This window comes from Methylobacterium sp. C33D (assembly GCF_053345825.1).
In genome coordinates this window covers 33,690-58,730 of the sequence record NZ_JBKFAV010000028.1, presented here as the reverse complement: position 1 = coordinate 58,730, position 25,041 = coordinate 33,690, and the positions used below count along the sequence as shown (strand labels likewise).

25 protein-coding genes are annotated in these 25,041 nt (G+C 72.9%); 3 read left to right on the top strand and 22 right to left on the bottom strand.

Features of this window, described 5'->3' with window-relative positions:
* The first annotated feature begins 131 nt into the window (after positions 1-131).
* The gene (locus ACLBXO_RS21515; RefSeq protein ID WP_447686616.1) at positions 132-452 is read left to right on the top strand and encodes a DMT family transporter; all 321 of its coding nucleotides are present in this window, start codon (positions 132-134) and stop codon (positions 450-452) included.
* 14 nt (positions 453-466) lie between these two features.
* Here the strand turns inward: ACLBXO_RS21515 and ACLBXO_RS21510 are convergent, their stop codons facing one another.
* The 14 genes from ACLBXO_RS21510 to ACLBXO_RS21445 form a co-directional block, all read right to left on the bottom strand.
* Positions 467-2,152, bottom strand: coding sequence for a methyl-accepting chemotaxis protein (locus tag ACLBXO_RS21510; RefSeq protein ID WP_447686615.1), 1,686 nt, complete (start codon positions 2,150-2,152; stop codon positions 467-469).
* A 97-nt stretch (positions 2,153-2,249) separates the two neighbouring features.
* Positions 2,250-3,254 (bottom strand): magnesium transporter CorA family protein, encoded by a 1,005-nt coding sequence (locus ACLBXO_RS21505; protein ID WP_012320756.1) that lies wholly within the window; start codon positions 3,252-3,254, stop codon positions 2,250-2,252.
* A gap of 138 nt (positions 3,255-3,392) precedes the next feature.
* A complete protein-coding gene (locus tag ACLBXO_RS21500; RefSeq protein ID WP_447686614.1) occupies positions 3,393-4,676 on the bottom strand; it encodes a methyl-accepting chemotaxis protein in 1,284 nt (427 codons plus the stop codon).
* Positions 4,677-4,795: 119 nt separating this feature from the next.
* On the bottom strand, positions 4,796-4,942 hold the full coding sequence (locus ACLBXO_RS21495; RefSeq protein ID WP_447686613.1) for a hypothetical protein: 147 nt from the start codon (positions 4,940-4,942) through the stop codon (positions 4,796-4,798).
* Positions 4,915-5,448 (bottom strand): Hpt domain-containing protein, encoded by a 534-nt coding sequence (locus ACLBXO_RS21490; protein WP_447686612.1) that lies wholly within the window; start codon positions 5,446-5,448, stop codon positions 4,915-4,917. The genes ACLBXO_RS21495 and ACLBXO_RS21490 overlap by 28 nt, the downstream gene beginning before the upstream one ends.
* A complete protein-coding gene (locus ACLBXO_RS21485; RefSeq protein WP_447686611.1) occupies positions 5,445-5,816 on the bottom strand; it encodes a response regulator in 372 nt (123 codons plus the stop codon). Before ACLBXO_RS21485 ends, ACLBXO_RS21490 begins: the two co-directional genes overlap by 4 nt.
* Position 5,817: 1 nt before the next feature.
* Complete coding sequence (locus ACLBXO_RS21480; RefSeq protein ID WP_447686610.1) at positions 5,818-6,681, bottom strand: CheR family methyltransferase; 864 nt, start codon at positions 6,679-6,681, stop codon at positions 5,818-5,820.
* 12 nt (positions 6,682-6,693) lie between these two features.
* Positions 6,694-7,293, bottom strand: coding sequence for a HEAT repeat domain-containing protein (locus ACLBXO_RS21475; RefSeq protein ID WP_447686609.1), 600 nt, complete (start codon positions 7,291-7,293; stop codon positions 6,694-6,696).
* Positions 7,294-7,312: 19 nt separating this feature from the next.
* Positions 7,313-8,356 carry a chemotaxis-specific protein-glutamate methyltransferase CheB gene (gene cheB / locus ACLBXO_RS21470; RefSeq protein ID WP_447686608.1) on the bottom strand — a complete coding sequence of 348 codons (1,044 nt, stop codon included), beginning with the start codon at positions 8,354-8,356 and terminating at the stop codon, positions 7,313-7,315.
* A 44-nt stretch (positions 8,357-8,400) separates the two neighbouring features.
* Positions 8,401-9,987 (bottom strand): chemotaxis protein CheW, encoded by a 1,587-nt coding sequence (locus ACLBXO_RS21465; protein WP_447686607.1) that lies wholly within the window; start codon positions 9,985-9,987, stop codon positions 8,401-8,403.
* A 54-nt stretch (positions 9,988-10,041) separates the two neighbouring features.
* Positions 10,042-11,970, bottom strand: coding sequence for a methyl-accepting chemotaxis protein (locus tag ACLBXO_RS21460; RefSeq protein WP_447686606.1), 1,929 nt, complete (start codon positions 11,968-11,970; stop codon positions 10,042-10,044).
* A 588-nt stretch (positions 11,971-12,558) separates the two neighbouring features.
* Positions 12,559-12,831 (bottom strand): hypothetical protein, encoded by a 273-nt coding sequence (locus tag ACLBXO_RS21455; protein ID WP_331312640.1) that lies wholly within the window; start codon positions 12,829-12,831, stop codon positions 12,559-12,561.
* A 53-nt stretch (positions 12,832-12,884) separates the two neighbouring features.
* A complete protein-coding gene (locus tag ACLBXO_RS21450; RefSeq protein ID WP_447686605.1) occupies positions 12,885-14,162 on the bottom strand; it encodes a class I SAM-dependent RNA methyltransferase in 1,278 nt (425 codons plus the stop codon).
* Positions 14,159-14,962: a TlyA family RNA methyltransferase gene (locus ACLBXO_RS21445; protein WP_447686604.1), complete on the bottom strand. Its 804-nt coding sequence runs from the start codon at positions 14,960-14,962 to the stop codon at positions 14,159-14,161. Before ACLBXO_RS21445 ends, ACLBXO_RS21450 begins: the two co-directional genes overlap by 4 nt.
* Before the next feature lie 109 nt (positions 14,963-15,071).
* Here ACLBXO_RS21445 and ACLBXO_RS21440 point away from each other — a divergent pair, with 109 nt between their 5' ends.
* The gene (locus ACLBXO_RS21440) at positions 15,072-15,611 is read left to right on the top strand and encodes a superoxide dismutase family protein (RefSeq protein ID WP_447686603.1); all 540 of its coding nucleotides are present in this window, start codon (positions 15,072-15,074) and stop codon (positions 15,609-15,611) included.
* Here ACLBXO_RS21440 and ACLBXO_RS21435 read toward each other — a convergent pair.
* From ACLBXO_RS21435 to ACLBXO_RS21420, 4 genes are all read right to left on the bottom strand, one after another.
* Positions 15,604-16,056 (bottom strand): acyl-CoA thioesterase, encoded by a 453-nt coding sequence (locus tag ACLBXO_RS21435; protein ID WP_331312635.1) that lies wholly within the window; start codon positions 16,054-16,056, stop codon positions 15,604-15,606. The two genes, ACLBXO_RS21440 and ACLBXO_RS21435, sit on opposite strands and share 8 nt — an antisense overlap.
* 27 nt (positions 16,057-16,083) lie before the next feature.
* A complete protein-coding gene (locus ACLBXO_RS21430) occupies positions 16,084-16,221 on the bottom strand; it encodes a hypothetical protein (RefSeq protein WP_164706365.1) in 138 nt (45 codons plus the stop codon).
* Between the two features lie 149 nt (positions 16,222-16,370).
* A complete protein-coding gene (locus tag ACLBXO_RS21425; protein ID WP_020095628.1) occupies positions 16,371-16,640 on the bottom strand; it encodes a hypothetical protein in 270 nt (89 codons plus the stop codon).
* 163 nt (positions 16,641-16,803) lie between these two features.
* The gene (locus ACLBXO_RS21420) at positions 16,804-16,989 is read right to left on the bottom strand and encodes a YegP family protein (RefSeq protein WP_331312743.1); all 186 of its coding nucleotides are present in this window, start codon (positions 16,987-16,989) and stop codon (positions 16,804-16,806) included.
* Positions 16,990-17,219: 230 nt separating this feature from the next.
* On the opposite strand from ACLBXO_RS21420, the gene ACLBXO_RS21415 reads away from it, so the two are divergent.
* Entirely contained in the window at positions 17,220-19,358 is a 2,139-nt protein-coding gene (locus ACLBXO_RS21415) for a molybdopterin-containing oxidoreductase family protein (protein ID WP_447686602.1), read from the top strand.
* A gap of 34 nt (positions 19,359-19,392) precedes the next feature.
* Here ACLBXO_RS21415 and ACLBXO_RS21410 read toward each other — a convergent pair whose 3' ends face one another.
* From ACLBXO_RS21410 to ACLBXO_RS21395, 4 genes are all read right to left on the bottom strand, one after another.
* Positions 19,393-22,572 (bottom strand): efflux RND transporter permease subunit, encoded by a 3,180-nt coding sequence (locus tag ACLBXO_RS21410; RefSeq protein ID WP_447686601.1) that lies wholly within the window; start codon positions 22,570-22,572, stop codon positions 19,393-19,395.
* A complete protein-coding gene (locus ACLBXO_RS21405) occupies positions 22,569-24,038 on the bottom strand; it encodes an efflux RND transporter periplasmic adaptor subunit (RefSeq protein ID WP_447686600.1) in 1,470 nt (489 codons plus the stop codon). The genes ACLBXO_RS21410 and ACLBXO_RS21405 overlap by 4 nt, the downstream gene beginning before the upstream one ends.
* Complete coding sequence (locus ACLBXO_RS21400; RefSeq protein ID WP_447686599.1) at positions 24,035-24,439, bottom strand: FixH family protein; 405 nt, start codon at positions 24,437-24,439, stop codon at positions 24,035-24,037. Before ACLBXO_RS21400 ends, ACLBXO_RS21405 begins: the two co-directional genes overlap by 4 nt.
* Before the next feature lie 80 nt (positions 24,440-24,519).
* Positions 24,520-24,936 (bottom strand): hypothetical protein, encoded by a 417-nt coding sequence (locus ACLBXO_RS21395; RefSeq protein WP_447686598.1) that lies wholly within the window; start codon positions 24,934-24,936, stop codon positions 24,520-24,522.
* Positions 24,937-25,041 lie beyond the last annotated feature (105 nt).

Genomic DNA, 25,041 nt, shown 5'->3' with positions numbered 1-25,041 from the left:
CGGAGCTTCCGGCGCCGCCGCGCTTGCGGGCCCGGTCGATCCTCTCTAGCTGACGCGCCGCGAGGCCACGTCCTCCCCCCGCCGTGCGGGGCACAAGTCCGGGACGGCCCGGCCCTTTCGGGAGGGCCGCCATGGCCTGGATCTATCTCGTCACCGCGGGCGTGCTGGAGGTCGTCTGGGCCTTCGCGATGAAGCAGTCGGACGGATTCACGCGCCTCTGGCCGACCGCCCTCATGGCGTCGGCGATGGCCGGCAGCGTCGGCTTCCTGGCGCTGGCCATGCGCACGCTGCCGCTGGGGACCGCCTACACGATCTGGACCGGCATCGGCGCGGTCGGCGCCTTCCTGGTCGGCATCGCCGTGCTCGGGGAGCAGGCGAGCGCCAGCCGGATCGTCGCGGCCGGCCTGATCGGCTCCGGGCTCGTCCTGATGAAGCTGTCGAGCCCCGGCTGAGTCCCGGCTGGACCTCAGGCCGCGCGCACCGTGTGCAGGAAGGCGTCGATCTCCCGGCGCAGCTCGGCGGCCTCCTCCGAGAGGCTCGACGCCGAGGCCAGCATCCGCGTGGCGGCCGTGCCGGTATCGTCCGCCGCCCGCGCCACCGCGTCGATCGTGCCCGTGACCGCGCCGGTCCCGGACGCCGCCTCGGCGACGTTCCGGGCGATCTCCCGGGTGGCCGCGCCCTGCTGCTCGACGGCGGCCGCGATCGAGGTCGCGACCTCGTCGATCTCGCGGATCCGCGCCGCGATCCCGTCGATCGCGTCCACGGTCTGCCCGGTCGCGCCCTGGATGCGGCCGACCTGACCGGCGATCTCCTCGGTGGCGCGGGCGGTCTGAGCGGCGAGCTGCTTCACCTCGCTGGCGACCACCGCGAAGCCGCGTCCCGCGTCGCCGGCGCGGGCCGCCTCGATGGTGGCGTTGAGCGCCAGCAGGTTCGTCTGGCCGGCGATGGCGGTGATGAGGCGGACGACGTCGCCGATCCGGCCCGCGGCGTCGCTCAGTTCCTGCACGAGGCCGGCCGTGTCGCCGGCCTGGACCACCGCGCTCCGGGCGAGCTCGGCGGACCCGTCGACCTGGCGGCCGATCTCCTGCACCGAGGCGCCGAGTTCCTCCGCGGCGGCCGCGACCGTGCCGACATGCTGGGCGGCCTCCTGCGCGGCGCCCGCCACCGTGGCCGAGCGCTCGGCCGTGTGCGTGGCCGTGCCGCTCATCGCCTCGGCGTCGGCCCGCAGGCCGAGGGCCGCGTCCGCCACCCGGGCCAGCACGCCGCCGACCGCGGCCTCGAACGACTCGGCCATGGCGTGGACCGCGCGCCGGCGCTGCGCCTCGGCGCCCTCCCGCGCCAGCGCGGTCTCCCGCTCCAGGGCGCGGGTGTGCATCAGGTTGTCCTTGAAGACCTGCACGGCCGCAGCCATCGCGCCGATCTCGTCGCGGCGGCCCGTATGGGGGACCGGCACGGTCTCGTCGCCCTCGGCGAGGCGGCCCATCGCGCCGGTCATGCGCTCGATCGGGCGCGCGATCCCGAACAGGGCGAACAGCATCGCGGCCGCCGCGACCGCGAGGCCGACCACGGTGGCGATCAGCGCGATCAGCTTGGCCCGCGTCGCCGCCTGCACGGTCTGGGTGACGTTGGCCTCGGTCTGGCCCCGGGCCGCCGCGATCGACTCGGTCAGGCTGGCCACCGCGGCGTCGTTCTGCGCCCCTGTCGCGGGATCCAGGACGAGCGCGAGGGCGCCCGGCTGGTCGCCCGCGATCATCAGCTCGACCACTTGCAGCTGGACGTTCTGGTAGGCGTTCCAGGCATTGGTGAAGCGCTCGTAGATCGCGCGGGCCTCCGGGCTCGTCAGGCGCTCCTGATAGGCCTGCCGAAGGCCCGACAGCTCGCCGAGGGCGTCGGTCAGCGCCGTCTGGTTCCTGTCCAGGGCCGCCGCGTCGGGCGAGGCCACCGCGAGCCGGTAGAGCCGCAGGCGCGCGTCCTGCACGGCCGTCCCGATGGCCTCGGCCTGGTTCTGCACGGGCAGGGCCTGCTGCGAGATCGCCGCGGCGTTCCGCTCGATCTCCGACAGGCTCACGACGCTGGCGATCCCCTGGCCGGCCGCGGCGAGCGCGAGCAGGCCGATGGCACCGGCGAGGACCGTTTTGAGGGAGAAGCGCATGGGAAGTTCCGTCCTCGCGGCCGTGCCGCGCCTTCAGGCCCTACCATGCTCCCGCAGAGGTCTTAAAATTCCGTCGGCTCTATACCAGCATTTGTTGTCAGAGCCACTTCTTCCAACGGAAGAAGAAGTAGGGAAATACGGCGGCCACGACCATCATTATCAGCGCCATCGGATAGCCGAACGCGAAATCTAGTTCCGGTATGGACTTAAAATTCATGCCGTAGATCGACGCGATCAGGGTCGGCGGCATGAAGACGACCGCCATGACGGAGAACAGCTTGATGATGTTGTTCTGCTCGAGGTTGACGAGCCCGAGGGTCGCATCGAGCAGGAATTGGATCTTCGTCGACAGGAAGGTGGCGTGCTCCTCCAGCGACTGAAGATCCCGCAGGGTCGAGCGCACATCCTCGCGCAGGTCGCGCGGGGCCTTGTTGGTCCGGTAGGTCGCCGACAGCGAGAGCAGGATCCGCTCCATGGAGACGAGGCTCTCCCGCTGCTTGGAGATGAGATCGCCGTGCCGGCCCAGCGCCCGCAACGTGTCCTGCAGCGCGGTGTTGCGGGCGGAGGGGTCCTCCTGCACCTCGAAGATCTTGCCCGACAGGCGGTCGATGCGCTCGCCCTGGAGCTGCAGGACGTCGGCGGCCCGGTCGATCACCGCCTCGATCAGCCCGGCCAGGATCGACTCGCCCGAGGGGGTCGACGCGCCGCCGTTGCCCATCGAGCGGCCGGCGCGCTGCGTGTACATGCGGAAGGCCTGCGGCTCCTCGTGGCGCACGGTCACCAGCCGGTTGCCGCGCAGGATGAAGGTGATGCCGGCCAGCCCCGGCTCCTCGGCGTCGCTGACCTTCGAGAGCACCCGGCCGGTCATGTAGCGGGCGCCGTCCTCGACGTAGAGCAGCTCCGACGGCTCGATGTCCTTCATCTCCTCGCGGGTCGGCACCTCGATGCCCGCGAACGACTCGACCTTCAGTTCCTCCTCGCGGCTCGGGCGGATTAGGTCGAGCCAGACCGTGTCCTCGGGGATCGTGTCCTGGAGATCGATGACGCGGCGCTCAAGCAGCGTGGCTCCGGCGCCGACGGCGGGCTGGTGGATGAAGATCACGTACGGGTCTCGGATGCGGATCGGTCACGGAACAGCGCGGGGCCGCAGCCCGCATCCGGCACCACGATGGCCGATGCAAGCTGTGCCGCGGATGTGGCGCTGTTTTCTGACGCTTCCGTGACATCGCGGTCCGGCCCGTCAGAACAGCTCGATGTCGGGGGCCGCGGGGCCGGCCACAGCCTGGCCGGGGGAGGAGCCTGGGGAGGAGCCGGGGTCTTGGCCGAGGGCCTGCGCGTCGACGCGGCGCTGGATCTGGGTGACGTAGCGCGCCCGCGCGGTCCCGAGGATCTCCGCGGGCGTGATCGCCCGCTCCGGCTCGGTGCCCGAAAGCCGGCGGCGCAGGCCGTCGAGGCAGAGCTGCAGCGTCGCGTTCGCGGCATCGACCGCCTCGATCTGCTGGCGGACGACGTCCTGGAACTGAACCTGGCCGAAGACCGACAGCACCTCGTGGCCCACCGCCGCATTCTGCGCCTTGACCTCGGCGAGGTCCGTCCGCGCCATCCCGAGGAGCACCCGGGTGGTCGTCTCGGCGATCCCGCCGAGTTCGGCCATCAGGGCACGGAGGCGCTCCTGCTCGGTCCGGGTCGCGTCGTCCCCGCGGTCGGCGATCAGCACCCGGCTGATCGTCTGCTGCACTCCGGCCACCTGCAGGCGCGCCTCGGCCATCGCGGTCTGCGCGCTCTGCGCGAGATCCTGGAGTTCCCGGGCGATCACCCGGAAGCCGGACCCCTGGGCACCGGCGCGGGCCGCCTCGATGTTGGCGTTGAGCGCCAGCATCCGGGTCGCCGCCCCGACCTTCTCCAGGCTGAGGATCAGGGCATCGAGCCCGCGCATCTGCTCGACGGCCGCCTCGACGGTGCTGCGCTCCTCGCGCGTCTCGCTCAGGCGCCGGTCGAGATAGGCGCCGAGGGCCGCCGCCAGGGATTGCAGCGCGGCGTCGCTCTGCTCGGCGAAGCCCACGATGCGGTCGTGCGCGCCGCCGATGCAGGCGGCGCTGCGCCCCTGGGCGGCGTCGAGCGTCCGCAGCGAGGCGAGGATCGCGGCGGCGGCCGCCTCCGTCTGCGCGGCGATGCTGCGCAGTTGCTCGCGCGTCACCGCGAAAAAGGGATCGAGGTCGCCGAGATCCCGCGCCACCGCCTCCGCCCGATTCGCTCCGGGTGCCGCGGGAACCGGAACGCCGCTCGTCACGGCTTCCGGCAGGGCCGCCGCCGGCGGGGCGACCGGCCGCGCCGGCGGCCACGGCGGCTGCAGCCCGCGGGCCACCAGGGCCCCGCAGAGCGCCGCGGCGGCCGCGTACAGGAGCTGCGCGGGCGGCGCGAGGCCCAGGACCAGCGGTACGCCCCCGATCGCGCCCCCCGCTGCGGCGCTGAGCAGGAGCGTCCGCAGGTCGGTCTTCGCGGAGGTGAGGGCGGCGGGTCGCATCGGGGGAGCGGACACTCGGTCTGAGGCAAGGGCGGAGGCTGGGCGGAGGCTGGGCGGAGGCGCGGGCCCGGACGGGGCCGAGGCCCGCGGTGCGGGCCTCGGCGGAGGGGGCGCCGCGATCAGGCGGCGCGGCGCTGAAGCGCGGGGGCGACCTGGGTCAGGACCTGCAGCAGCTTGTCCGCCTGGACCGGCTTCACCAGCCAGCCGGTCGCGCCGGCCCGGCGCGCGTCGTCGCGCTTCAGGCCTCGTCGGGCTCGTAGTGCCACGCGGTCAGGGGCGCGCCCGAGGCCGCGGCGCGCGTCCAGGCGGCCTGCCGGTCCGCTTCGGGGAGGTCGCCGAGCCAGGCCGGCGGCCCCTGCCGCTCCGGCACGGCAGGGGCCGCGATCGCCGCGGGGAGCCACGCCCGCAGGGCCGTCACCCGGCCCGCCATCACGGCGTCGGCGTCGACCGGCAGGGCCGCGCGGCTCTCCAGAGCGTCGATCCAGTGGCCGACCAGATCGAGGCTGTCGAGGAGCCCGTCCACGATGGCGGGTTCCAGGACGAGCTTGCCGGCCCGGACCTCGACCAGAAGGTCCTCGGTCGCGTGGACCAGATGGGTCAGCGGCCCGATGTCGAAGAGGCCGGACGTCCCCTTGAGGGTGTGCACCGCTCGGAAGACGTCGTCGAGGGGCTCGGCGCCGGGCGCCTTCTCCAGGGCCAGCATGCCGCTCCCCGCGCGCTCCAGCAGCTCGCGGGCTTCGGGGATGAACTGGGCGAGCAGGGCGTTGGTCACGGTGCGGCTCCGGCCATCACGGTGGCGACCTCGACGAGGGCGTCCGGGCCCACCGGCTTGACGAGGTAGAGGTTGGCGCCGGCCGCGAAGGCGCGCGCGGGGTCGGGGCCGGCGCTCTCCGTGGAGATCATCACGGCCGGCACGGCCTGGAGCTCCGGCATGGTCCGGCCCTGCCGCAGGAAGGCGTAGCCGTCCATCTTGGGCATGTTCACGTCGACGAGGACGAGGTCGAAGCTCTCGGTGACGGCCTTCTCCAGGCCCTCGAAGCCGTTCACGGCCTCCTCGACCGCGAAGCCGGCCTCCTCCAGCACCTCGCGGTAGTACATGCGCACCGTGGTGGCGTCGTCGACGACGAGGATCCGCGCCATGTCAGGCCTCCGCGCTGAGGGGCTTCTGGTAGACGATCGCCTCCGCGAACTTCCGGAGGTCGAACAGCGAGGAGATCCGGCTCATCGACTCGGAATGGCCGAGGCAGACGAAGCCGCCGGGATTGAGCGCCTCGTAGAGGGTCTGGGCGGCGCCGCGGCGGGACGCGTCGTCGAAGTAGATCAGAAGGTTGCGGCAGAACACGACGTCGAAGCCGCGGAACTGCCGGGTCGAGAGCGGGTCCGAGAGGTTGACCCGCGCGAAGGCGATCGAGTCGCGGATGTCGGGGATCACCTCGTGGGCGCCCTGCGCCCGCCGTGTGTAGCGCTCCAGCGTCGCCCGGGGGACGTGCTGGACCGCGCGGTCCCCGTAGAGGCCGCGCCTGGCCTGGTCGAGCACGGCGGTGTCGATGTCCGAGGCGACGATCTCGATGTCGTACCGGTCGACCTCCGGCCACGTGTCGAGGAGCTGGAAGGCGATCGAGTAGGGCTCCTCGCCGGTCGAGCAGGGCACCGACCAGATCCGGACCGGCTCGCCCGGCCGCTTGCGCCGGGTGACCTCCGGCAGGATCGACCGGACGAGGCAGCGAAACTGGTACTCCTCGCGGTAGAAGTAGGTCTCGTTGACGGTCATCAGGTTGACGAGCGTCTGGAACTCCTGGCCGCTGGCCTGGAATCGCAGGGCGTTGAAGTAGTCGCGGAAGACCGGCAGCGCGCTCGCGAGCATCCGCTCCTGCAGGCGCTTGTCGACGAAGTAGCGCTTGTTGTCGGCGAACATGATGCCGGTCTTGCGGTAGAAGAAGTCGCGGAAGCGGACGAAGTCGGCATCGGCGACGACGGGCGTCGGCGGCGGGAACGGTGCGGTCATGCCGGCCGCCGGTCAGGTGATGCGGCGGCAGGCGGCCCTGGCCGCGAAGCGCAGGAACGGCGCGTCGGGGAAGCGCGCGGCGGCGGCCTCGATCTCCGGCATCATGTCGGGCGTGCCGATCTCGGCGAGCACGTCGATGGCGGCGGCGCAGACGTTGACGTGGTCGTCCGCGGCCAGGACGCGGCGGGCGTAGGTCGCGGCCGCCGGGTGGCGCAGCGAGACCAGCACGTTCACCGCGAAGATCCGCCGGTCGCTGTCGGGATCGGTGAGCGCCCGCTCGAGGGCGCCGAGCACCGCCGCGTCCATCTCCTGCAGCGTCTCGATCGCGGCGTTGCGCAGCCAGACATCCTCCGAGCCCAGCAGGTCGAACAGGCGCTCGGCCGCCGCCGGGGTGCCGATGCGGCCGAGGGCGCCGAGGATCGCCTCGCCGACGCTCCGGTCCGCCTCGCGGGCGAGCTGGTCGGCCAGGAGGCCGGCCGCGCCGGGATCGGCGGCCAGGCGATGGGCCGCGTCGCGGCGCCCGGCCGCCGTCGGGCCGTCCAGGGCGGTCCGGGGATCCTCCCGGGTCTCCGCCGGGGCGGCAGGGGTGGGGTGCTTGCGGACGAGGGCCATGGCGGTCTCGGTGGCGATCTCAGGACAGCCAGCCGACGAGCTGGGCCGGGATGGAGCGGGCGGGCAGCGTCAGGGTCGCGCCTCCGAGGCGGATCAGCTCGGCCGGCATCCCGAACACCACGGCGCTGGATTCGGCCTCCGCGATGGTGCGGCCGCCCGCCGCCCGCAGGGCCGCCAGGGCTGCGGCGCCGTCGTCGCCCATGCCGGTGAGTTCGACGCCGATCAGGGCCTCGGGCGGCAGGTGATCCCGGGCGCTGCGGACGAGTCGGTCGACGCTCGGGTGCCAGCGCAGGGCCGGGTCGCTCGGGGCGGTGGCGACCGCGAGCCGGCCGAGCCGGCGCTCGATCACCACGTCGGCGTCGCCCCGGCCGATGTAGACGCGGCCCGCCGCGAGGGGGACCGGGGCGGTCACCTCCACCACCGCCAGGGCGCAGAGGCGGTCCAGGCGCTGGGCGAAGGCGCCCGTGAAGGAGCCCGGCATGTGCTGGGCGACCACGACCGGCCAGGGCAGCTCCGGCAGGATCTCCTCCAGCGTCCGCGGTCCCCCGGTCGACACGCCGATCAGGACGCAGCCCTCGACGTGGGCCGCGGCCCGGGGCGCCGGGCGGCGCTTCACGCTCTCGCCGCGCCCGCGCCGGACCCGCTCGAGGAGGCCACGGGCGCGGCGGGGCTTGGCCCGGGCCGCGACCCGGACCTTGGCGACCATCTCGTCCCGGACCTCGCCGATGTTGAGGGAGACGGTGCCGCCGGGCTTCTCCTCGTAGTCGACGGCGCCGAGCTGCATCGCCTCCAGGGTCACGGCGGCACTCTCGCGGGTCAGCGACGAGACCATGACCACCGGGCGCGGGCGCGCCGCCATGATCTCGCCGAGGCAGGTGAGGCCGTCCATCTCGGGCATGTTGATGTCGAGGGTGACCACGTCGGGCTCGAAGCTCTCGATCTGCTCCAGGGCGTCGCGGCCGTTGCGCGCCGTGCGCACCTCGAACTGGCCCGTCTCCTCGAAGATCAGGCGCAGGTGTTTGCGCATCAGGGCGGAGTCGTCGACGATGAGGAGCTTGGGCATGGCGGGGTGCGTGGGAGGAGCGGGCTCAGACCGGACGCGGCGGGTCAGGCCGCCTCAAGGTCCGCGACCTCGTGCCGGCTGAGGAGCCGGTCGACGTTCACCATCAGGATGATGCGCTTGGCGGCGGCGAGGTTGGCGACCCGCTCCACGGCGTTGTCGTCGTCCTGCGCGAGGTCCGGCGCCTGCACGATGGCCGAGCGGGGGATCTTCAGGACCTCCGAGATCGAGTCGACGATGAATCCGGTCCGCACACCCGCGATCGCGAACACCATGATGCGCTGGCGATCGTTGCGTGCGGCCTCCGGGAGCTGGAAGCGGCGGCGCTGGTCGACCACAGGCAGCACCGCCCCCCGCAGGTTGACGACGCCCTCGATGAAGGCGGGCGTCCGCGGCACGTGGGTGAGCTGCTCGGGCACGCGGACGATCTCGTGCACGGCGTCGATCGGCACGCCGTACTCCTCGTCCGCGAGGCGGAAGACGACGAACTGCTCCTCCTCGTCGGCGCGCGTCGGCGCGGTCGCGGTCTGACGGTCCTGCACGGGTCCCTCCTCTGCGGCTCCGAGGCCGGCGAGGCCGCCGGCGATCCCGGTGGTGGCGAACAGGCGAGCGGCCGACAGGATCGAGACCAGGCGCTTGCCGCCGCCGAGCCGGCAGATCGCCTCGACCTCGCGCAGCGCGTCGCCCTGCGCGAGCAGGTCGGGCAGCGGGTCGACCACCGCGCGGGGCACCCGGAGCACCTCCTTCACCGTGTCGGTGACGATGCCGACGGCGCCGCCGGAATCCCGCGAGGCGGCCACCACGATCCGGTTCTGCTCTCCCAGGGGCGCACCCGGCAGCCCGAACAGTGCCCGCAGGCTGACCAGGGGCAGCAGCTTGTCGCGCAGGTTGATCACGCCGATGACGTGGCGCTCGGCCTTCGGCAGCTCGCTGACGCGGTCGGGGACCTGGACGATCTCCTGCACCTGCTCGATCGGCAGGGCGTATTCCTGCCCGGCGAGCTCGAAGGAGACGAGCTGGATCTCGTCGGAGAGCCCGGCCTCGCCCTCCGGCCGCGCCGAAGTCGCGCCGCCGGCCTCGACCGGGCCGCCCGTCGTCCGCCCCTCCGATCGCCCGCCCGATCGTCGGTCCGCGCCGTCGCGCCCGGACCCGCTGCGCTGCAGCAGGCGCCCGAGATCGATGATCAGCACCATGCCGGCCGACCGCTTGATCACGCCGGCGAGCAGTTCGGTCGCCGCGGTGGCGGTGAGCCCGTCGGTCCCCTCAATTTCGCTGGGCTCGGCGGTGATCACGCTCGCCATCCGGTCGACCACGAAGCCGGAGGTCCCGCCACCCTGGCCCGCGCCCTGGCCGACCACCACCACCCGGGTAGCGTCGTCGTGGGCCTGGTCGGGCAGGCCGAAGAGCCGGCGCAGGCTGGCCACCGGCAGGACCGAGCCGCGCAGGTTGGCCAGCCCCGCCAGGGCCGGGGGTGCCAGGGGAACGTCGACCAGGTCGGGCAGGCGGATGATCTCCTGCACCTCCGCCAGGGGCACCGCGTAGGTCTCGCGGGCGACGTGGAAGGTCACGAACTGCCGCGCGGAGGCGGTCTCCGACCGGTCGGTCGCGGCCGAGGCTGGGGCGTCGTTGGGCATGGCGGGCTCCGGGCTGAGCAGGATTCGGGTGGGGCCGTCCCGGCCGAGCGCGTCTCAGTCCTGGTTCTGGAGTTCGTCGGCCAGCGAGGCGACCTCCTCGATGGCGGCGGCGAGCTCCTCCGCGCCGTTCGCCTGCTCGCGGGCGGCCTGCTGCGCCTCGTTCACCGCCTGGCCGCCCTGGCGGGCCGCCGTGGCGATCTGGTCGACGCCGCGCTTCGCCTCCTCGACGTTGCGGATGATCAGGTCGGTGCCCTGGAGAATCTGCCGGTTGCCGTCGAGGACCACGCCCATGTCGGCGGCGGTGGTCTCGAGGTCGCGGGTGATCGCCCGGTTCTTCTCGACCTCGGCGGCGGCCGCGGCGGAGATCGCCTCCAGGTCCCGGCGGACCACGACGATCTGGTCCTGGATCGCCTTCACGAGATCCTTGATCCGCTCCGCGTTCTCCGAGGAATCCCGGGCCAGGTTCCGGATGTCGGTGGAGACCACCATGAAGCCCTTGCCGAACTCGCCGGCCCGGGCCGCCTCGATCGAGCCGTTCACCGCCAGCATGTTGGTCTGGATCGCCACCGTGGTGATCGCGTCGACGATCTTGTCGATCTTCCGGCTCACCTGCTCCAGGGCGTTGATCTGTTCGCGGCTCCGGTCGGTCTCCGCCAGGGCGTTGCCGACGCCCGCGACCAGCCCGTCCACGGCGGCCCGGTTCTCCTGGAGCTGGCTCGTGATCAGGCCGCCCTTCTCCAGGGCGTCCCGGGCGCTGTCCTGGGCGAGCAGCGCCCCCCGTTCGATCTGCGTGATCGCCGCCGCCGATTGCTGCGCGGCCGCCGTCTGCTGCTGGGCGCCCCGGTCGATCTGGTCGAGCGCGGTGGTGATCTGCGCGGCGGCCCGGTTGATCTCCTCCACCGCCGAGGACAGCTCCTCCGCCGCCGAGGCGACCTCCTCGGCGCTCTTGCCGATGTCGGTGGCGTTCTTCAGCTCGTCCGCCAGGGTCGCGAGCTCGGTGGCGGCCTGCTCGCTCTCCCCGAGGGCGGTGGTCTGCTGCTCGATGGTCTTGAGCGATTCCTGGCAGGCGGAGGACTGCTCCTCGGCCGCCGTCGCGATCAGCTCGGACCCCTTCTGCGCCTCGCCCGCGGCCTTCTCGGACTCGACCGCCGCCCGGGCGATGGCCTCGGCGCCGCGCATGATCTCGACCATGACCTGCCGCACCGCCTCGAGCTGGGCGCTGATCGTCTCGCCCCGCTGGACCTCCTGACGGGCGCCCTCGGACGCGCGGTTGATGCCCTCGGCGATGACCTTCACGTCCTCCTGGATCCGGCCGATCAGCGCCTGGATCTCCTGGGCGCTGCGCTCCGAGGTCTCCGCCAAGGTGCGGACCTCGTCGGCGACCACCGCGAAACCCTTACCGTGCTGGCCGGCCCGGGCCGCCTCGATGGCGGCGTTGAGGGCCAGGAGATTGGTCTGGTCGGCGATGCGGGCGACGGCGCGGACGATGTCGCCGATATTTGCCGCCTGCCGCTCCAGCTCGACGATCAGGGTGACCGAGGCCGCCTGGCGCTCGGCCGCCGTGGCGATCGAGCCGACGCTGAGCCGGATCTGCTGGCTCACGCCGGCGATGAGCCCCTGGAGCGCCTCCGATTTCTGGCGCGAGGTCTCGGCCTCGCTGCGGGCGGTGCCGATCGCCTCCGACACGACCGTGACGGCGCGCTGCGACTGCTCGGAGGCGCCGGCCGCCTCCTCGGCGCCGGCGGCGATCTGCTCCATCGCCTTGCGCAACTCCTCCGCCGCCGACGAGGCCTCCGCCACGCCGCTGGCGAGCTGGGTGGTCGCCGCCGCGATGCGCTCCGCCGCCTTCTGCTGCTTGGCGAAGGTCCGGGCCTTGCGCCGGCTCTCCTCGTTGAGGCGCCCGAGCTGGCTGAGACTGGCCTGCTCACTCTTCAGGGCCCGCGCGTGCGATCCCGACAGAGCGGCTTTCTTGACGAGGGCCATGGTGGCGCTTCCCTCACCTGAAGTCGCGGCTGTACGTCTCCGCCCACCAGGCTAGGACCCGCGATACGTAAGTATTACGAAGCAGAAAGTTGCGAAGCAATAAACGGCATCCGGATTTTTGATTGATAATCCGCCACTTTATAGAGCATTTTATATTAATTAGGGAGATTTTTCCGGAATTTCGAAACAAATATATTGACTTCAAGACAGGATTAATGCCTCCGAATGTGGACTTGTTTTCGGCCAATATGGAAATTTGCGCTGACAACAATCCTGATCGCGCGGCGCTGCTGTATCGGGCGCGCGGTGTGGCCCGGCCCTCCCCACGGCCGGACCGGCGGGGCGGCCGAAGCGGGCGCGATCTGACGTTATATGCCCGACGCCCTGCCGCACCGGATCGCCCGAGGGGCGGCGTGTCGGCGGCGCGCCCACGCGGGCACGCGACGGCGGGGTGCGCCGACGCGGCGATCACCGGGCTTGCCGCGCCGGGACGTCCCGTCTCAGGAGGGCGGGCCGCCGGCCGTTCTCGCGGCCGGGACAGGCCGTCGCCGGATCGGATTCTGGGCCGGAGCGAACGCGGCCGCGACCTCAGTTGCAGCCGTCGCAGATGCTGCCCTCGATCTTGTCGGTCAGGGCGCGCTCGCGCCGCCGCTGCTCGCGGCTCGGCACTTCGCCGGGGCCGAGGGAGGTGCCCGGCGGCTTGGTGACGCCGAAGCTGTTGGTGTTCGGTGCCGTGATCGTCGAGGCCGGGCCGCCGCCCGTGCCGGTCTGGTCGGGGGCCCGCGTCTGCGCCGCGAGCGGCGTGGCGATGGCGAGGCTCAGCGCGCCGAGCGTCGCGGTACCGAGGAATCCGCGGATCATGAAAGCTCTCCCGTCGCCGGGAGAACGTGAAACTTGACCGCAGGTTGCGCGGCCTAGCGCCGCCGCGCGGGTTCGCGCCGGAACACCCCGACCATCTCGACGTGGCCCGAGTGGCGGAACTGGTCGACCGGCGTGACGGTCTCCAGCCGGTACCCGCCGGCGACCAGCGTGGCCGCGTCCCGCGCGAAGGTTCCGGCGTCGCAGGCGACGCCGATCACGAGGGGAACGCGGGCCGCGGCGATCTGGCGGACCTGGGCCTCCGCGCCGGCCCGGGGCGGGTCGAACACCACCGCGTCGAAGGCGTCGAGTTCGGGGGGCAGCAGGGGCCGCCGGAACAGGTCGCGGCGCTCGCTGGTGATCCCGCGCAGGCCCGAGGCGGCGCGCGCGGCGCGGTCGAGGCCCGCGAGGGCGGCAGCGTCGGACTCGACGGCGTGGACCGCGGCCGTCCGGGCGATCGCCAGGGTCAGCGGCCCGCAGCCCGCGAACAGGTCGGCGACGCGCCGGACGCGGGGCCCGAGGGCCGCCAGGGTCAGCTCGCAGAGCGTCGCCTGACCGGCCGCGGTCGCCTGCAGGAAGCCGCCCGGGGCCGGGTAGAGGCGGGCCGCCGCGGCGGTGCTGCCGGCGGGGCCGTCCGCGGTGACCGAGACCGGCTCGGCCTCCATCAGGCGCTCGCCGTGCAGGGACAGTCGGGCGAGGCCGAGGTCGCCGGCGATCCGCACCAGCGCGGCGCCGACGCCGGCACTGACCGGTCCGTGGCCGCGCAGGTCGACGTCGAGGCCCTGATCGGTGGCCGTCACCGCCACGTCGAGGGGCTTGCGCCCGTGGCCCAGCGGGGCGGCGAGGCGGCGCGCCACCTCGGGGGCCGGGTGCAAAGCCGGCACGGTGATCGGGCAACGGTCGATCGGCACCAGCGCGTGGCTGCGCGCCGCCATCAGCCCGGCCTCGGCCCGGCCGCCGATCTCGCGCACGTGCAGGGTGAGGCGGCGGCGTCCCGCCCCGTGGGCGTCCAGGGTCGCCTCGGGCGTCACGTCGAGGCGCGCCTGGGACAGGGCCTGGGCGACGAGGTCGCGCTTCCAGGCGAGTTCCGCGGGCCGCGCGAGGTGCTGGGTGCGGCAGCCGCCGCAGCGCATGTAGTACGGGCAGAACGGCGCGACCCGGTCGGGCGAGGCCTGGGCGATGCCGAGCAGCGCGGCGCGGCGCGCCTCCCGACGGATCTCCGCGCGCTCTCCGGGCAGCGTGTAGGGCACCGGAGTCCCGTCCTCGGCGATCCCGTCGCCGCGGGCGCCGAGCGCCCGGATGATGACCGTCTCGCTGTCCACTGCGTCGCTCACGGCAACCTCGCGCCGATCAGGAACTCGGCATTGCCGTCGCCGCCCGGCACTGGCGAGTCGATCAGGCCCAGGATCGCGGCCCCGAGCCCCTCCAGGGTCCCGCGGACGGCCGCGCAGACCTCGGCGTGGACCGCCGGATCGCGCACGAGGCCGCCGCGGCCGACCCGGGCCCGGCCGGCCTCGAATTGCGGCTTGATCAGCGCGACGATCGGAGACCCCGGCCCGAGCAGGCCCGGCAGGACCGGCAGCACGAGGCGCAGGCCGATGAAGCTCACGTCCACGCTCGCGAGATCGGGGGGCGGCACGAGGGCGTCCGGGCCGAGGCCGCGGATGTCGGTGCCCTCGCGGTTGGTCACGCGCGGGTCCCCGGCGAGGCGCGGATGGAGCTGCCCCCGGCCCACGTCGACGGCGTGGACGTGGCGCGCGCCGCGGGCGAGCAGCACGTCGGTGAAGCCGCCCGTCGAGGCGCCGACGTCGAGGGCGACGCGGCCGGCCGGATCGACGCCGAACGCGTTCAGCGCGGCGGCGAGCTTGAGGCCGCCGCGGGACGCGTAGGGATGCTCGGGCTCCGCCTCGACCCGCGCCCCGGGGGCGATCGGGTCCGAGGCGCGCGCCAGCGGGCGCCCGTCGACCCGCACGAGTCCGGCGCGGATCGCCGCCTGCGCCCGGGCCCGGCTCTCGTAATGACCGCGCGCCACGAGATACAGGTCGGCGCGCCGCGGCGCGGGTGCGTCCGCGGGATCCTCCGCGGGCTCGTCCGCGGGCGACGCGCGGTCCGGGCTGGTCCGGTCTCGGGTCATCGGGGCTTCGTACGGTTCCGGCAGGTCTGTGGCGGAGGTTTCGGGCCGCCGCCCTGTCGAAGGCCGGCGCGCTCCCTAACTAGACCGGGCCGGAAAGGAGAGCCACCGTATGACCCGCACCCTGCCGCTGCTCGCACTGCTCGGGACCGCCGCCGCCGGCGGCGCCCTGGCACAGGAGCCCCCCAAGGACGCGGCCAAGCCGGCGGAGACCTACACGGCGCCGATCAAGAACGCGAAGGGCGACCCGATCGGCACGCTGGCGATCCGCGACGGGGCGAATGCCCTGGTCCTGCGCGTGACGATCCAGCCCGGCGGCCTGCCGCCCGGCTGGCACGGGATGCATTTCCACGCCGTGGGTGACTGCTCGGACCCGAAGTTCATGAACTCCAAGGCGCACGTGAACCACGACCAGAGCAAGCACGGGCTCCTCAACGCGGAGGGTCCCGACGAGGGCGACCTGCCGAACCTCTACGCGGCGCAGGACGGCTCGGCCAACGCCGAGGTCTCCAGCGAGACCCCGCTGAACGGCGAAGGCGGCCTGAAGGACGGCGACGGTGCCGCCCTGATCATCCACGCCAACGAGGACGACCACAACATCCAGCCGATCGGCGGTGCCGGCGATCGCATCGCCTGCGGGGTGATCAAGTAGTCGCGGACGGGGACGGCACGGCCGGCGGGATCGGCCGCGGCCGGCCGTCCTCGTCGATGGCCACGAAAGTGAAGGTGGCCTGCGTGACCCGCTCGCGGACCTGGGTGCAGAACCGCCGTGCCCAGGCCTCCACCTCGATCTTCATCGAGGTCCGGCCGACATGCGACACCCGGGTGTAGACGCACAGCACGTCGCCGACCCGGACCGGCCGGATGAAGGTCATCGATTCGAGCGCCACGGTGACCACCCGGCCCTGCGCGCGGTCGACCCCGGCGATGCCGCCGGCCTGGTCCATCTGCGACAGCACCCAGCCGCCGAAGATGTCGCCGTTGGCGTTGGTGTCGGCCGGCATGGCGATGGTGCGCACCGTCAGGTCGCCCTTGGGCAGATCGACCTCCGCGGGCGGCGGCGCGCCTCCGGCCGGTGAGAGTGCGACGTGCTGCATGCCGTCCATCCGCCCCCCCCCGCGCCGTCAGGACATCAGGCCGGCGAGCTTGAGCCCCGCCGCCAGCAGGACGGCGACCGCGCTCAGGATGCATTCGAGCGGGATGGATTGCCAGAGGTCCGGCGTCGCCGCCGCGGGCTCGGCGCGTTGCGCAATATCGTTCATCGGGCTTCCTCTCGGGCGCGCCGATCTGCCGTCGGCGGTCCCGTTCCCGGCACGATAAAGCAAGGCTCGCGGTCGCGCACCCCGAATCGGGGCGTGAAAAAGCCCGGCGGCTCGATGGAGCCGCCGGGCCGGTCAGATCGGAGAGCCGATCAGTAGTAGAACCGACGGCGCCAGTAGGGGCGACGATAGTAGGGCCGCGGGCCGTAGTAGAACCGGCGGCCGTAGTACGGGCGGCGCCAGTAGGGGCGCGGGCCGTAGAAGCGGCGACGGTAGTAGTACTGGGCCTTCTCGGCCACCGCCGGCGCGGCTTCGGCGGGCAGAGCCAGCCCCGGGCCGATGGGCGCGGCGGACGCGCCCTCCGGCGCCGCGGCCGCGAAGCCCAGCGCCAGCAGGGCCGCGAGCAGGAATTTCCTCAGCACGGTCTCGACTCCCTTTGTGTCATTACGTCCTGGTCGACGAACCGCACAGGGCGACGGGCTCCGCTCGGTCCGAACCGCTGCAACGCGTGGGCGAGCGGAAGCGTTGCAGCTTAACCGCTGCGACGTTTCCGACAGGGTTGACCGCGGGTTGAGACGCGTCGGGTCAGGCGATCTTCGTCGTCATGTCCTCGATGCGCGCCTCGGCGCTCTGGCGCACCAGGGCGATGCCGTGCTCGCAATCCTCGCGGCGGGCATAGCCCTCGCCGGAATCGGCGATCACCTCGCCATTGCGCGCCCGCAGGCGCCACCGCCACTCGCCCTTGGCGTCCCGGTAGAGTTCGAACCGCATGTCGCAGGCCCCCGTATCGTCCACACCCTCAGATGGGGGCGCGCCCGCGCAAGGAAAGGCGGGGCGATGACGGCGCCGCGGGGCGAACGACCTGCCCCGCGGCCCGCCCGCGCGATCCGCCGCGCCGGATTCGAATTAGAATTTTTCTTCCTCTCGTTGTACGCTCCGGCCGCCGGGAGCCGGAACGCCTGAATAATAACGGGACGCCCGCGGCCTGCGAGGGAGAGACCATGAACGAGATCGTCCAGCCCGAGGCCTACTCGGAGGTCTTCTACGGCGCCTGCCCGCACGATTGCCCCGACACCTGCTCGATGCTGTTCGAGGTGAAGGGCGGCGAACTCCTGAGCGTGCGCGGCAATCCCGACCACCCGATGACGCGCGGCACCCTCTGCGTGAAGCTGAAGGACTACGAGAAGCGCCACTACCACCCGGACCGGCTGCTCTACCCGATGAAGCGGGTCGGCCCGAAGGGGTCGAAGCAGTTCGAGCGGATCACCTGGGACGAGGCGCTGGACACCATCGTCACCCGCTGGAAGGCGATCATCGACCAGTACGGGCCGCAGGCGATCGCGCCCTACAGCTATCTCGGCAACCAGGGCCTCGTGCACGGGCTGAACGGCGGCGACGCCTTCTTCAACCGCATGGGCGCCACCGTGACCGAGCGGACCTTCTGCGGCGAGGGCTCGTGCACGGCCTGGCTCCTCACCGTCGGCCCGACGGCCGGCCTGGATCCGGACAGCTACATCCACTCCAAGTACATCGTGATCTGGGCCTGCAACTCGGTCAGCACCAACCTGCACCACTGGGCGATCGTGAAGGACGCGCAGAAGCGGGGCGCCAAGGTCGTGGTCATCGACGCCTACGCGTCCCGCACCGCGAAGGCTGCCGACTGGCACATCGCGCCGAAGCCCGGCACGGACGGCGCGCTCGCCATGGCGCTGATCAACTCGATCATCGCGCAAGGCCTCGTCGACAAGGATTACGTCGACAATTATACGGTCGGCTACGAGGCGCTGAAGGAGCGCGCCGCGGACCGGACGCCCGAATGGGCCGCCGAGATCACCGGCGTTCCCGCGGAGGACATCCGCAAGCTCGCCCGGGACATGGCGACCGAGCAGCCGGTGGGCATCCGCATCGGCGTCGCGCTGGAGCGGCACTACGGCGGCGGCCAGACCATCCGGGCGGTGACCTGCATCCCGGCGCTCACCGGCGCGTGGCGCCATGTCGGCGGCGGCATCACGCAGTTCGGCGTCTGGGAGCACCCGTACAAGTTCGACGTCATCTGCCGCCCGGACCTGATCCCGGAGGGCACCCGGGTCGTCTCGAACCTCCAGATCGGCCGGGCGCTCACCGGCGAGATGCAGCTCGACCCGCCGATCATGTCGATGATGTGCTGGAACTCGAACCCGGTCACGCAGGCGCCAGAGACCGACAAGATCGTCGAGGGGCTGATGCGCGAGGACCTGTTCATGGTCTCGGCCGAGCACTTCATCTCGGACACGGCCTCCTACGCCGACATCCTGCTGCCCGCCGCGATGGGCGCCGAGATGGAGGACATGATCCTGTCCTGGGGCCACCTCTACCTGACCTACAACACCAAGTGCGCCGAGGCGCCCGGCGAGGCGATCCCCAACAACGAGATCTTCCGCAGGTTGGCCGCGCGCCTCGGTTTCGAGGAGGAGAACTTCAAGTGGAGCGATGCCGAGTGCCTTGAGCACTACGTCGACTGGAATGCCCCGGCCTGCGAGGGCATCGACCTCCAGTACATGCGCGAGCACGGCTTCGCCCGGCTGAAGGTCGGCACGCCCGACGACCGGGCGCCGCACCGGGAGGGCAACTTCCCGACGCCGACCGGCAAGTGCATGCTGAAGGTCGAGGGCGCCACGAACTTCGTCGCCCCGCCGTTCCGGCAGATGTACGAGGGCTTCCAGCCGGGCGAGCCGCTCGACCCGCTGCCGGACTACCTGGGCCCGCGCGAGTCGCACACGAACGATCCGGAGCTCGCCAAGCGCTACCCGCTGAACATCGTCTCGCCCAAGAGCCACTACTTCCTGAACTCCTGCTACGCCAACATGGAGGACAAGCAGAAGGGCCAGGGCGAGCAGTTCGTGATGATCAGCCAGCACGACGCCGACGCGCGCGGCATCCGGGACGGCGATCGGGTTCAGGTCGGCAACGACCGCGGCGCCTTCAAGGGCGTCGCGCGGATCACCGACGACGTGAAGGCCGGGATCGTGGTGGCGACGCTGGGCTACTGGCGCCAGCTCAACGAGGGGACGGTGAACAGCATCTCGTCGGGCGCCTTCACCGACATGGGCCACGCGCCGTCGTTCTCCGACAACCTCGTGGAGGTCTCGCGGTCGAACTGAACGCCGCGCCGCGCCGCGCCGCGCGGTCGCGCCGTCATCCGGCGGCGGCGTCGGCGCCCCGCCGCCGGCGGGACCGCCGCGCCGGTCGGAGGTCGCCTCCGGGCGCCGGCAGGCCCCGGCCCTTCACCAGGGCGTAGACCGCCGGGATGACGATCAGGGTCAGGACGGTCGAGGAGACCATCCCGCCGATCATCGGCACCGCGATGCGCTGCATGACCTCCGAGCCGGCGCCCTGGCTCCAGAGGATCGGCAGCAGCCCCGCCATGATGGCCACGACCGTCATCATCTTGGGCCGCACCCGCTCGACCGCGCCGACCATGATGGCCGCCCGCAGATCCGCGCGGGTCAGGGGCCGCCCCGCGCGGGCGCAGGCGGCCCGCGCCGCGTCGAGGGCGTGGTCGAGATAGACCAGCATGATCACCCCGGTCTCCGCGGCGACGCCGGCCAGCGCGATGAAGCCGACCGCCACCGCCACCGACAGGTTGAAGCCCATCCACCAGAGCAGCCAGACCCCGCCGACCAGCGCGAAGGGCAGGGACAGCATGACGATGAGCGTCTCGGTGAGCCGCCGGAAGTTCAGGTAGAGGAGCAGGAACACGAGGAGCAGCGTCAGCGGGACGACGACCGCGAGGCGCGCCTCGGCCCGGGCCAGGGATTCGTACTGCCCGCTCCACTGGAGGGTGGTGCCGGCCGGCAGCGTCACCGCGTCGGCCACCGCCTGCCGCGCCGCCGCGACGTAGCCGCCGAGGTCCCGGCCGGCGATGTCGACGTAGATGTAGACCGCGAGCTGGCCGTTCTCGGTGCGGATCGCCGTCGGCCCGCGGGTCAGCGCCGCGGTCGCGACCTCGCGCAGGGGCACGGTCCCGCCCGCCGGCAGCGGCACCTGCACCGTGCCGGCGATGGCGGCCGGGTCCGAGCGGAAGGCCCGCGGGTAGCGGACGTTGACCGTGTAGCGCTCGCGGCCCTCTATGGTCTCGGTGACGCTCTGGCCGCCCAGCGCGGTGGCGATCACGTCCTGGACGTCCCCCACCCGGAGGCCGTAGCGCCCGAGCGCCTCCCGGTCCGGGGTGATGTCGAGGAAGTATCCGCCGATCACCCGCTCGGCGTAGGCGCTCGACGTGCCCGAAACGGTCCGGAGCGCGGCCTCGACCTGCCGGGCCACCGCCTCCATCGCGGTGAGGTCGGTGCCCAGCACCTTCACCCCCACCGGCGTGCGGATGCCGGTCGCCAGCATGTCGATGCGGGCGCGGATCGGCTGCGTCCAGGCATTCGACACGCCGGGGAACTGCAGCGCCGCGTCCATCTCGGCCCTGAGGCCGGCGAGCGTGAGCCCCGGCCGCCACGCCGCCTTCGGCTTCAGCGCGATGACGGTCTCGAACATCTCCATCGGCGCCGGGTCGGTGGCCGTGGCCGCCCGGCCGGCCTTGCCGTAGACGGAGGCCACCTCCGGGAAGCTCCTGATGATCCGGTCCTGGGTCGCGAGCAGCTCGCCGGCCTTGGTCACCGAGATCCCCGGCAGGGTCGTCGGCATGTAGAGCAGGGTGCCCTCGTCGAGATCCGGCATGAACTCCGAGCCGAGCTGCCGGGCCGGCCACGCGGTCGCCGCCAGGAGGCCCGCGGCGAGCAGGATCGTCGGCACACGGGCCCGCAGCACGGCGGCGATCAGCGGCCGGTAGACGGCGACGAGGAGCCGGTTCAGCGGGTTGCGGTGCTCGGGGACGATCCGCCCGCGCACGCACAGCACCATCAGGGCCGGCACCAGCGTCACCGACAGCAGCGCGGCCGCCGCCATCGCGAAGGTCTTGGTGTAGGCGAGCGGGCCGAACAGGCGGCCCTCCTGGCTCTCCAGGGTGAAGATCGGCAGGAAGCTCACCGTGATCACGAGGAGCGAGAAGAACAGGGACGGGCCGACCTCGGCGGTGGCCGCGACCAGGACCGCGACCCGGTCGCTGCCGGGGGGCGCCCGCTCCAGGTGCTTGTGGGCGTTCTCGATCATCACGATGGCGGCGTCGATCATGGCGCCGACCGCGATGGCGATGCCGCCGAGGCTCATGATGTTGGCGCCGAGCCCCAGGGCCTTCATGCCCGCCAGCGCCATCAGGATCCCCACCGGCAGCATCAGGATCGCGACGAGGGCGCTGCGCACGTGCAGCAGGAACAGCACGCAGACCAGGGAGACGACGAGGCTCTCCTCGACCAGGGTGTGCCGGAGCGTGTCGATCGCGGCCTCGATCAGGCGGGAGCGGTCGTAGACCGGCAGGATCTCGGTGCCCGCCGGCAGGCTCCGGGCGATCTCGGCGAGCTTCGCCTTCGCGCTCTCGATGACCGACAGGGCGTTGGCGCCGAAGCGCTGGATCACGATGCCGCCGGCGACCTCGCCGTCGCCGTTCATCTCGGCGATGCCGCGCCGCTCGTCGGGTCCGAGCTCGACGCGGGCCACGTCCCGCACCCGCAGCGGCGTGCCGCCCGCGCTCTTCAGGACGATGGCCTCGATGTCGGCGACGCCGCGCAGGTAGCCGCGGCCCCGCACCATGAACTCGAACTCGGAGAGCTCGACCGTGCGGCCGCCGACATCGGCGTTGCTCGCCCGGATCGCGTCCCGGAGCGCCGCGAGGGTGATGCCCTGGGCGCGGAGCCGGTTCGGGTCGACCACCACGTTGTACTGCTTCACGAAGCCGCCGAGGCCCGCGACCTCCGCCACGCCCTCGGCGCGTGAGGCCGCGAAGCGGATCACCCAGTCCTGCAGCGAGCGGAGTTCCGCCAGAGTCCGCTCCCGCGCGACCACGACGTACTGGTAGACCCAGCCGACGCCGGTCGCGTCCGGCCCCAGCGTCGGCGTGACGCCGGGCGGCAGGCGCCGGGCCGCGCCGCTGAGGTATTCCAGCACCCGGGAGCGGCCCCAGTACGGGTCGGTGCCGTCCTCGAAGATGACGTAGACGAAGGAGACGCCGAAGAACGAGAAGCCCCGCACCACCTTGGCCCGCGGCACCGTCAGCATGGCGGTGGTGAGCGGGTAGGTGACCTGGTCCTCGACCACCTGCGGCGCCTGGCCGGGATACTCGGTGTAGACGATGGCCTGCACGTCCGAGAGGTCGGGGATGGCGTCCAGCGGCAGCGTCCGGAGTGCCAGGAGGCCGGCGCCGACCGCCAGCGCGGTCCCGACCAGCACCAGCACGAGGTTGCGGGCCGACCAGGCGATGAGGCGGGCGATCACGGCGCGTCTCCCGCGCGGGCCGCCTGCCGGTCGTCCCGCGGTGGGGCGAGGCCCTGGAGCGCCGACTTCAGGTTGCTCTCGGCGTCGATCAGGAAGTTCGCGGCCGTCACCACCCGGTCGCCGGCCGCGAGGCCCGTGCGGATCTCGGTGAAGCCCTCGCCCCGCGCGCCGACCGTCACGGCCCGCGGCTCGAAGCGGCCCTCGCCGCGCTCGAGCAGCACGACCTGGCGCGTGCCCGTGTCGAGGACGGCGTCGTCCGGGACCGCGACCACCGGCTCGGCGCTGCCCGTGGCGATCGCGACGTCGGCGTACATGTCCGGCAGGAGCGTGCCGTCCGGATTCGGCAGCTCGATCCGCACCCGGGTGGCGCGGGTCTCGGGATTCACCTGCGGGTAGATCACCGCCACCCTGCCGGTGACGGTCCGGCCCGGCGCCGAACGCGGGCGCACGGTCGCGACCTGGCCGACCCGGATCCCGGCGAGGTCGCGCTCGGGCACGTCGGCCAGAACCCACAGCACCGCGATGTCGGCGATGCGGAACAGGGTGTCGCCGGCCGCGGCCTTCATGCCCTCCACGGCGTTCCGCTGCAGGACGATGCCGTCCCGGGGCGAGGACCACGTGATGGCCATCGGCACCGTGCGGGTGCGCTCCATCGCGTCGATGACGGTTTCGGAGACATTCAGGTTCTGCAGGCGCCGCCGCGCCCCGTCGAAGCCGGGATTGGCGATGAGCTGGGCCGCGGCCGCGTTGATCTCCGGCGCGTAGATGTGGACCAGGGGCTGGCCGCGGCGGACCCGATCTCCGGTCGTGACGCTCTCGACCCGGTCGACATAGGCGTCGGAGCGGGTCGCCACGACGGTGACGCGGCGCTCGTCGAGGGCCAGGGTGCCGGGCACGCGCACCGGCTGCGCCACCGCGCGCCGCTCCGCGGCCGCGATCCGCACGCCGGTGCGCTGGATCCGGCCGGCCGGGACCGTCACGACCGGGCCGCCCGCATCCGCGTCGGCGTAGACGGGGACGTAGTCCATCCCCATCGAGTCCTTCTTCGGCACCGGCGACGTGTCCGGAAGCCCCATCGGGTTGCGGTAGTAGAGGATCGCGCGCGCGCCCGGGTCGGGCCCGTGGCCCGCGGGCTCCGCGCCGGGGCCGGGCCCGTCGTCCGCGAGATCGAAGCGGACGTCCTCGCTGGCGCGGACCGCCCGGAACTCGTGCCCGTCGGCGGTCATCATCGGCGCGAGCGAGTAGACCGGCTTCCCGTCCGGGTCCCTGTAGTAGACCACCGGACCGGTCGCCGCGGCCGGCGCCGGCGCGGACGGGGCCGGGCCGGTCGGCCACCACGCGGCGAGCCGCGTCCGGGCGGCCGCGACCAGCGTCGGCACGGGGTCGCCCCCGTGCCCCGCGCCGTAGCCGATCCCCCCCGCCGCGAGCGCGGCGAGGGTCCCGGCGAACCAGGCGGTGCGGCTCATTTGGCAGCCTGGACGATCAGCTGGTCGTCGACCGTGCCGGTCTCACCCTGGACCTTCGCGGCGAGCGACAGGCGCCAGCGGCCCTGCATCGAGAGCCTGGCCCTGAACCGGTAGATGCCGGGCTCGGTGGACGGCAGCTGCTCGACCTTGGTGGCCATCTCCTCCATGGCGTCGGGCGCCATGTCGAGTCGCTTGGCGAAGACCACGGCGTCGGGCACCGGCTTGCCGGTCCGTCGGTCGACGAGCCGGACGGCGAGGACCGCCTCGCCGACCTTGGCTTCGGGCTGCACGAGCTCGAAGCGGTAATCCTTGACGTCGGCGCGCGCCGGCAGGGCCGGGACCGACAGGGCGGCACCGAGCAGCGCGGCCGCGGTGGCGCGCGCGAGGGGAAGCTTGATCACGGGTGTTGTCTCCTGAACGCGATGGAAGGTGCGCGCGGACGCGCGTCACCGTGCCGGCGCGGGCGCCGGCGGCATCGGGTTCAGGCTCGGGGAGGCTCGGGCAGCGGGGCTCCCGGCCGGCTGGCGAAGGCCGCGGCCTCGGGCCACCGGGTGCTCAGACCGCGCGCGGTCGGGACGGGGAGGGGGATCGCGGCCGGGAGGAGCGAGGCCAGCCCCGCCAGGCAGAGCGCCATCAGCGGGCAGCCCTTGGCACAGTCGGGTTTGGCCGGCTTCGGGCAGCACGGCATGGCGTCCATGTCCGCCACCGTGCCGGCGTCGTCGGATGCGGAGGCCATCTCCGGCGCGGCGGCGTGGTGGTGGTCCATGTGGCCGTGGGCCGGTGCCGCCATCGGCGCGTGCGGCCCCGCGATGGCCGCGGGCGCGGTCACCGGCGTCAGGGCGAGGCTGATGACCGCGAGGAGCGGCAACAGGCGCCGGAGGGCCGACCAGAGGTGCACGGACTCAGCATGCCAAATTCCGGGCGCGCGCGGAAGGGCCGATCGGGCTCGATCGGCGCCGGAGCGCCGGTTCCCCGCGCGGTGCCCGGAAACGAAGCCGCCCGG

Excerpts from the sequence above, each read along its gene's own strand:
- ACLBXO_RS21465 (WP_447686607.1), bottom strand. The coding sequence starts at position 9,987 with ATGCCCAACGACGCCCCAGCCTCGGCCGCGACCGACCGGTCGGAGACC.
- ACLBXO_RS21435 (WP_331312635.1), bottom strand. The coding sequence starts at position 16,056 with ATGCAGCACGTCGCACTCTCACCGGCCGGAGGCGCGCCGCCGCCCGCG.
- ACLBXO_RS21485 (WP_447686611.1), bottom strand. The coding sequence starts at position 5,816 with ATGGCGCGGATCCTCGTCGTCGACGACGCCACCACGGTGCGCATGTAC.
- ACLBXO_RS21455 (WP_331312640.1), bottom strand. The coding sequence starts at position 12,831 with ATGATCCGCGGATTCCTCGGTACCGCGACGCTCGGCGCGCTGAGCCTC.
- ACLBXO_RS21415 (WP_447686602.1), top strand. The coding sequence starts at position 17,220 with ATGAACGAGATCGTCCAGCCCGAGGCCTACTCGGAGGTCTTCTACGGC.
- ACLBXO_RS21430 (WP_164706365.1), bottom strand. The coding sequence starts at position 16,221 with ATGAACGATATTGCGCAACGCGCCGAGCCCGCGGCGGCGACGCCGGAC.
- ACLBXO_RS21460 (WP_447686606.1), bottom strand. The coding sequence starts at position 11,970 with ATGGCCCTCGTCAAGAAAGCCGCTCTGTCGGGATCGCACGCGCGGGCC.
- cheB (WP_447686608.1), bottom strand. The coding sequence starts at position 8,356 with ATGCCCAAGCTCCTCATCGTCGACGACTCCGCCCTGATGCGCAAACAC.
- ACLBXO_RS21440 (WP_447686603.1), top strand. The coding sequence starts at position 15,072 with ATGACCCGCACCCTGCCGCTGCTCGCACTGCTCGGGACCGCCGCCGCC.
- ACLBXO_RS21515 (WP_447686616.1), top strand. The coding sequence starts at position 132 with ATGGCCTGGATCTATCTCGTCACCGCGGGCGTGCTGGAGGTCGTCTGG.
- ACLBXO_RS21510 (WP_447686615.1), bottom strand. The coding sequence starts at position 2,152 with ATGCGCTTCTCCCTCAAAACGGTCCTCGCCGGTGCCATCGGCCTGCTC.
- ACLBXO_RS21420 (WP_331312743.1), bottom strand. The coding sequence starts at position 16,989 with ATGCGGTTCGAACTCTACCGGGACGCCAAGGGCGAGTGGCGGTGGCGC.
- ACLBXO_RS21445 (WP_447686604.1), bottom strand. The coding sequence starts at position 14,962 with ATGACCCGAGACCGGACCAGCCCGGACCGCGCGTCGCCCGCGGACGAG.
- ACLBXO_RS21405 (WP_447686600.1), bottom strand. The coding sequence starts at position 24,038 with ATGAGCCGCACCGCCTGGTTCGCCGGGACCCTCGCCGCGCTCGCGGCG.
- ACLBXO_RS21500 (WP_447686614.1), bottom strand. The coding sequence starts at position 4,676 with ATGCGACCCGCCGCCCTCACCTCCGCGAAGACCGACCTGCGGACGCTC.
- ACLBXO_RS21475 (WP_447686609.1), bottom strand. The coding sequence starts at position 7,293 with ATGGCCCTCGTCCGCAAGCACCCCACCCCTGCCGCCCCGGCGGAGACC.
- ACLBXO_RS21480 (WP_447686610.1), bottom strand. The coding sequence starts at position 6,681 with ATGACCGCACCGTTCCCGCCGCCGACGCCCGTCGTCGCCGATGCCGAC.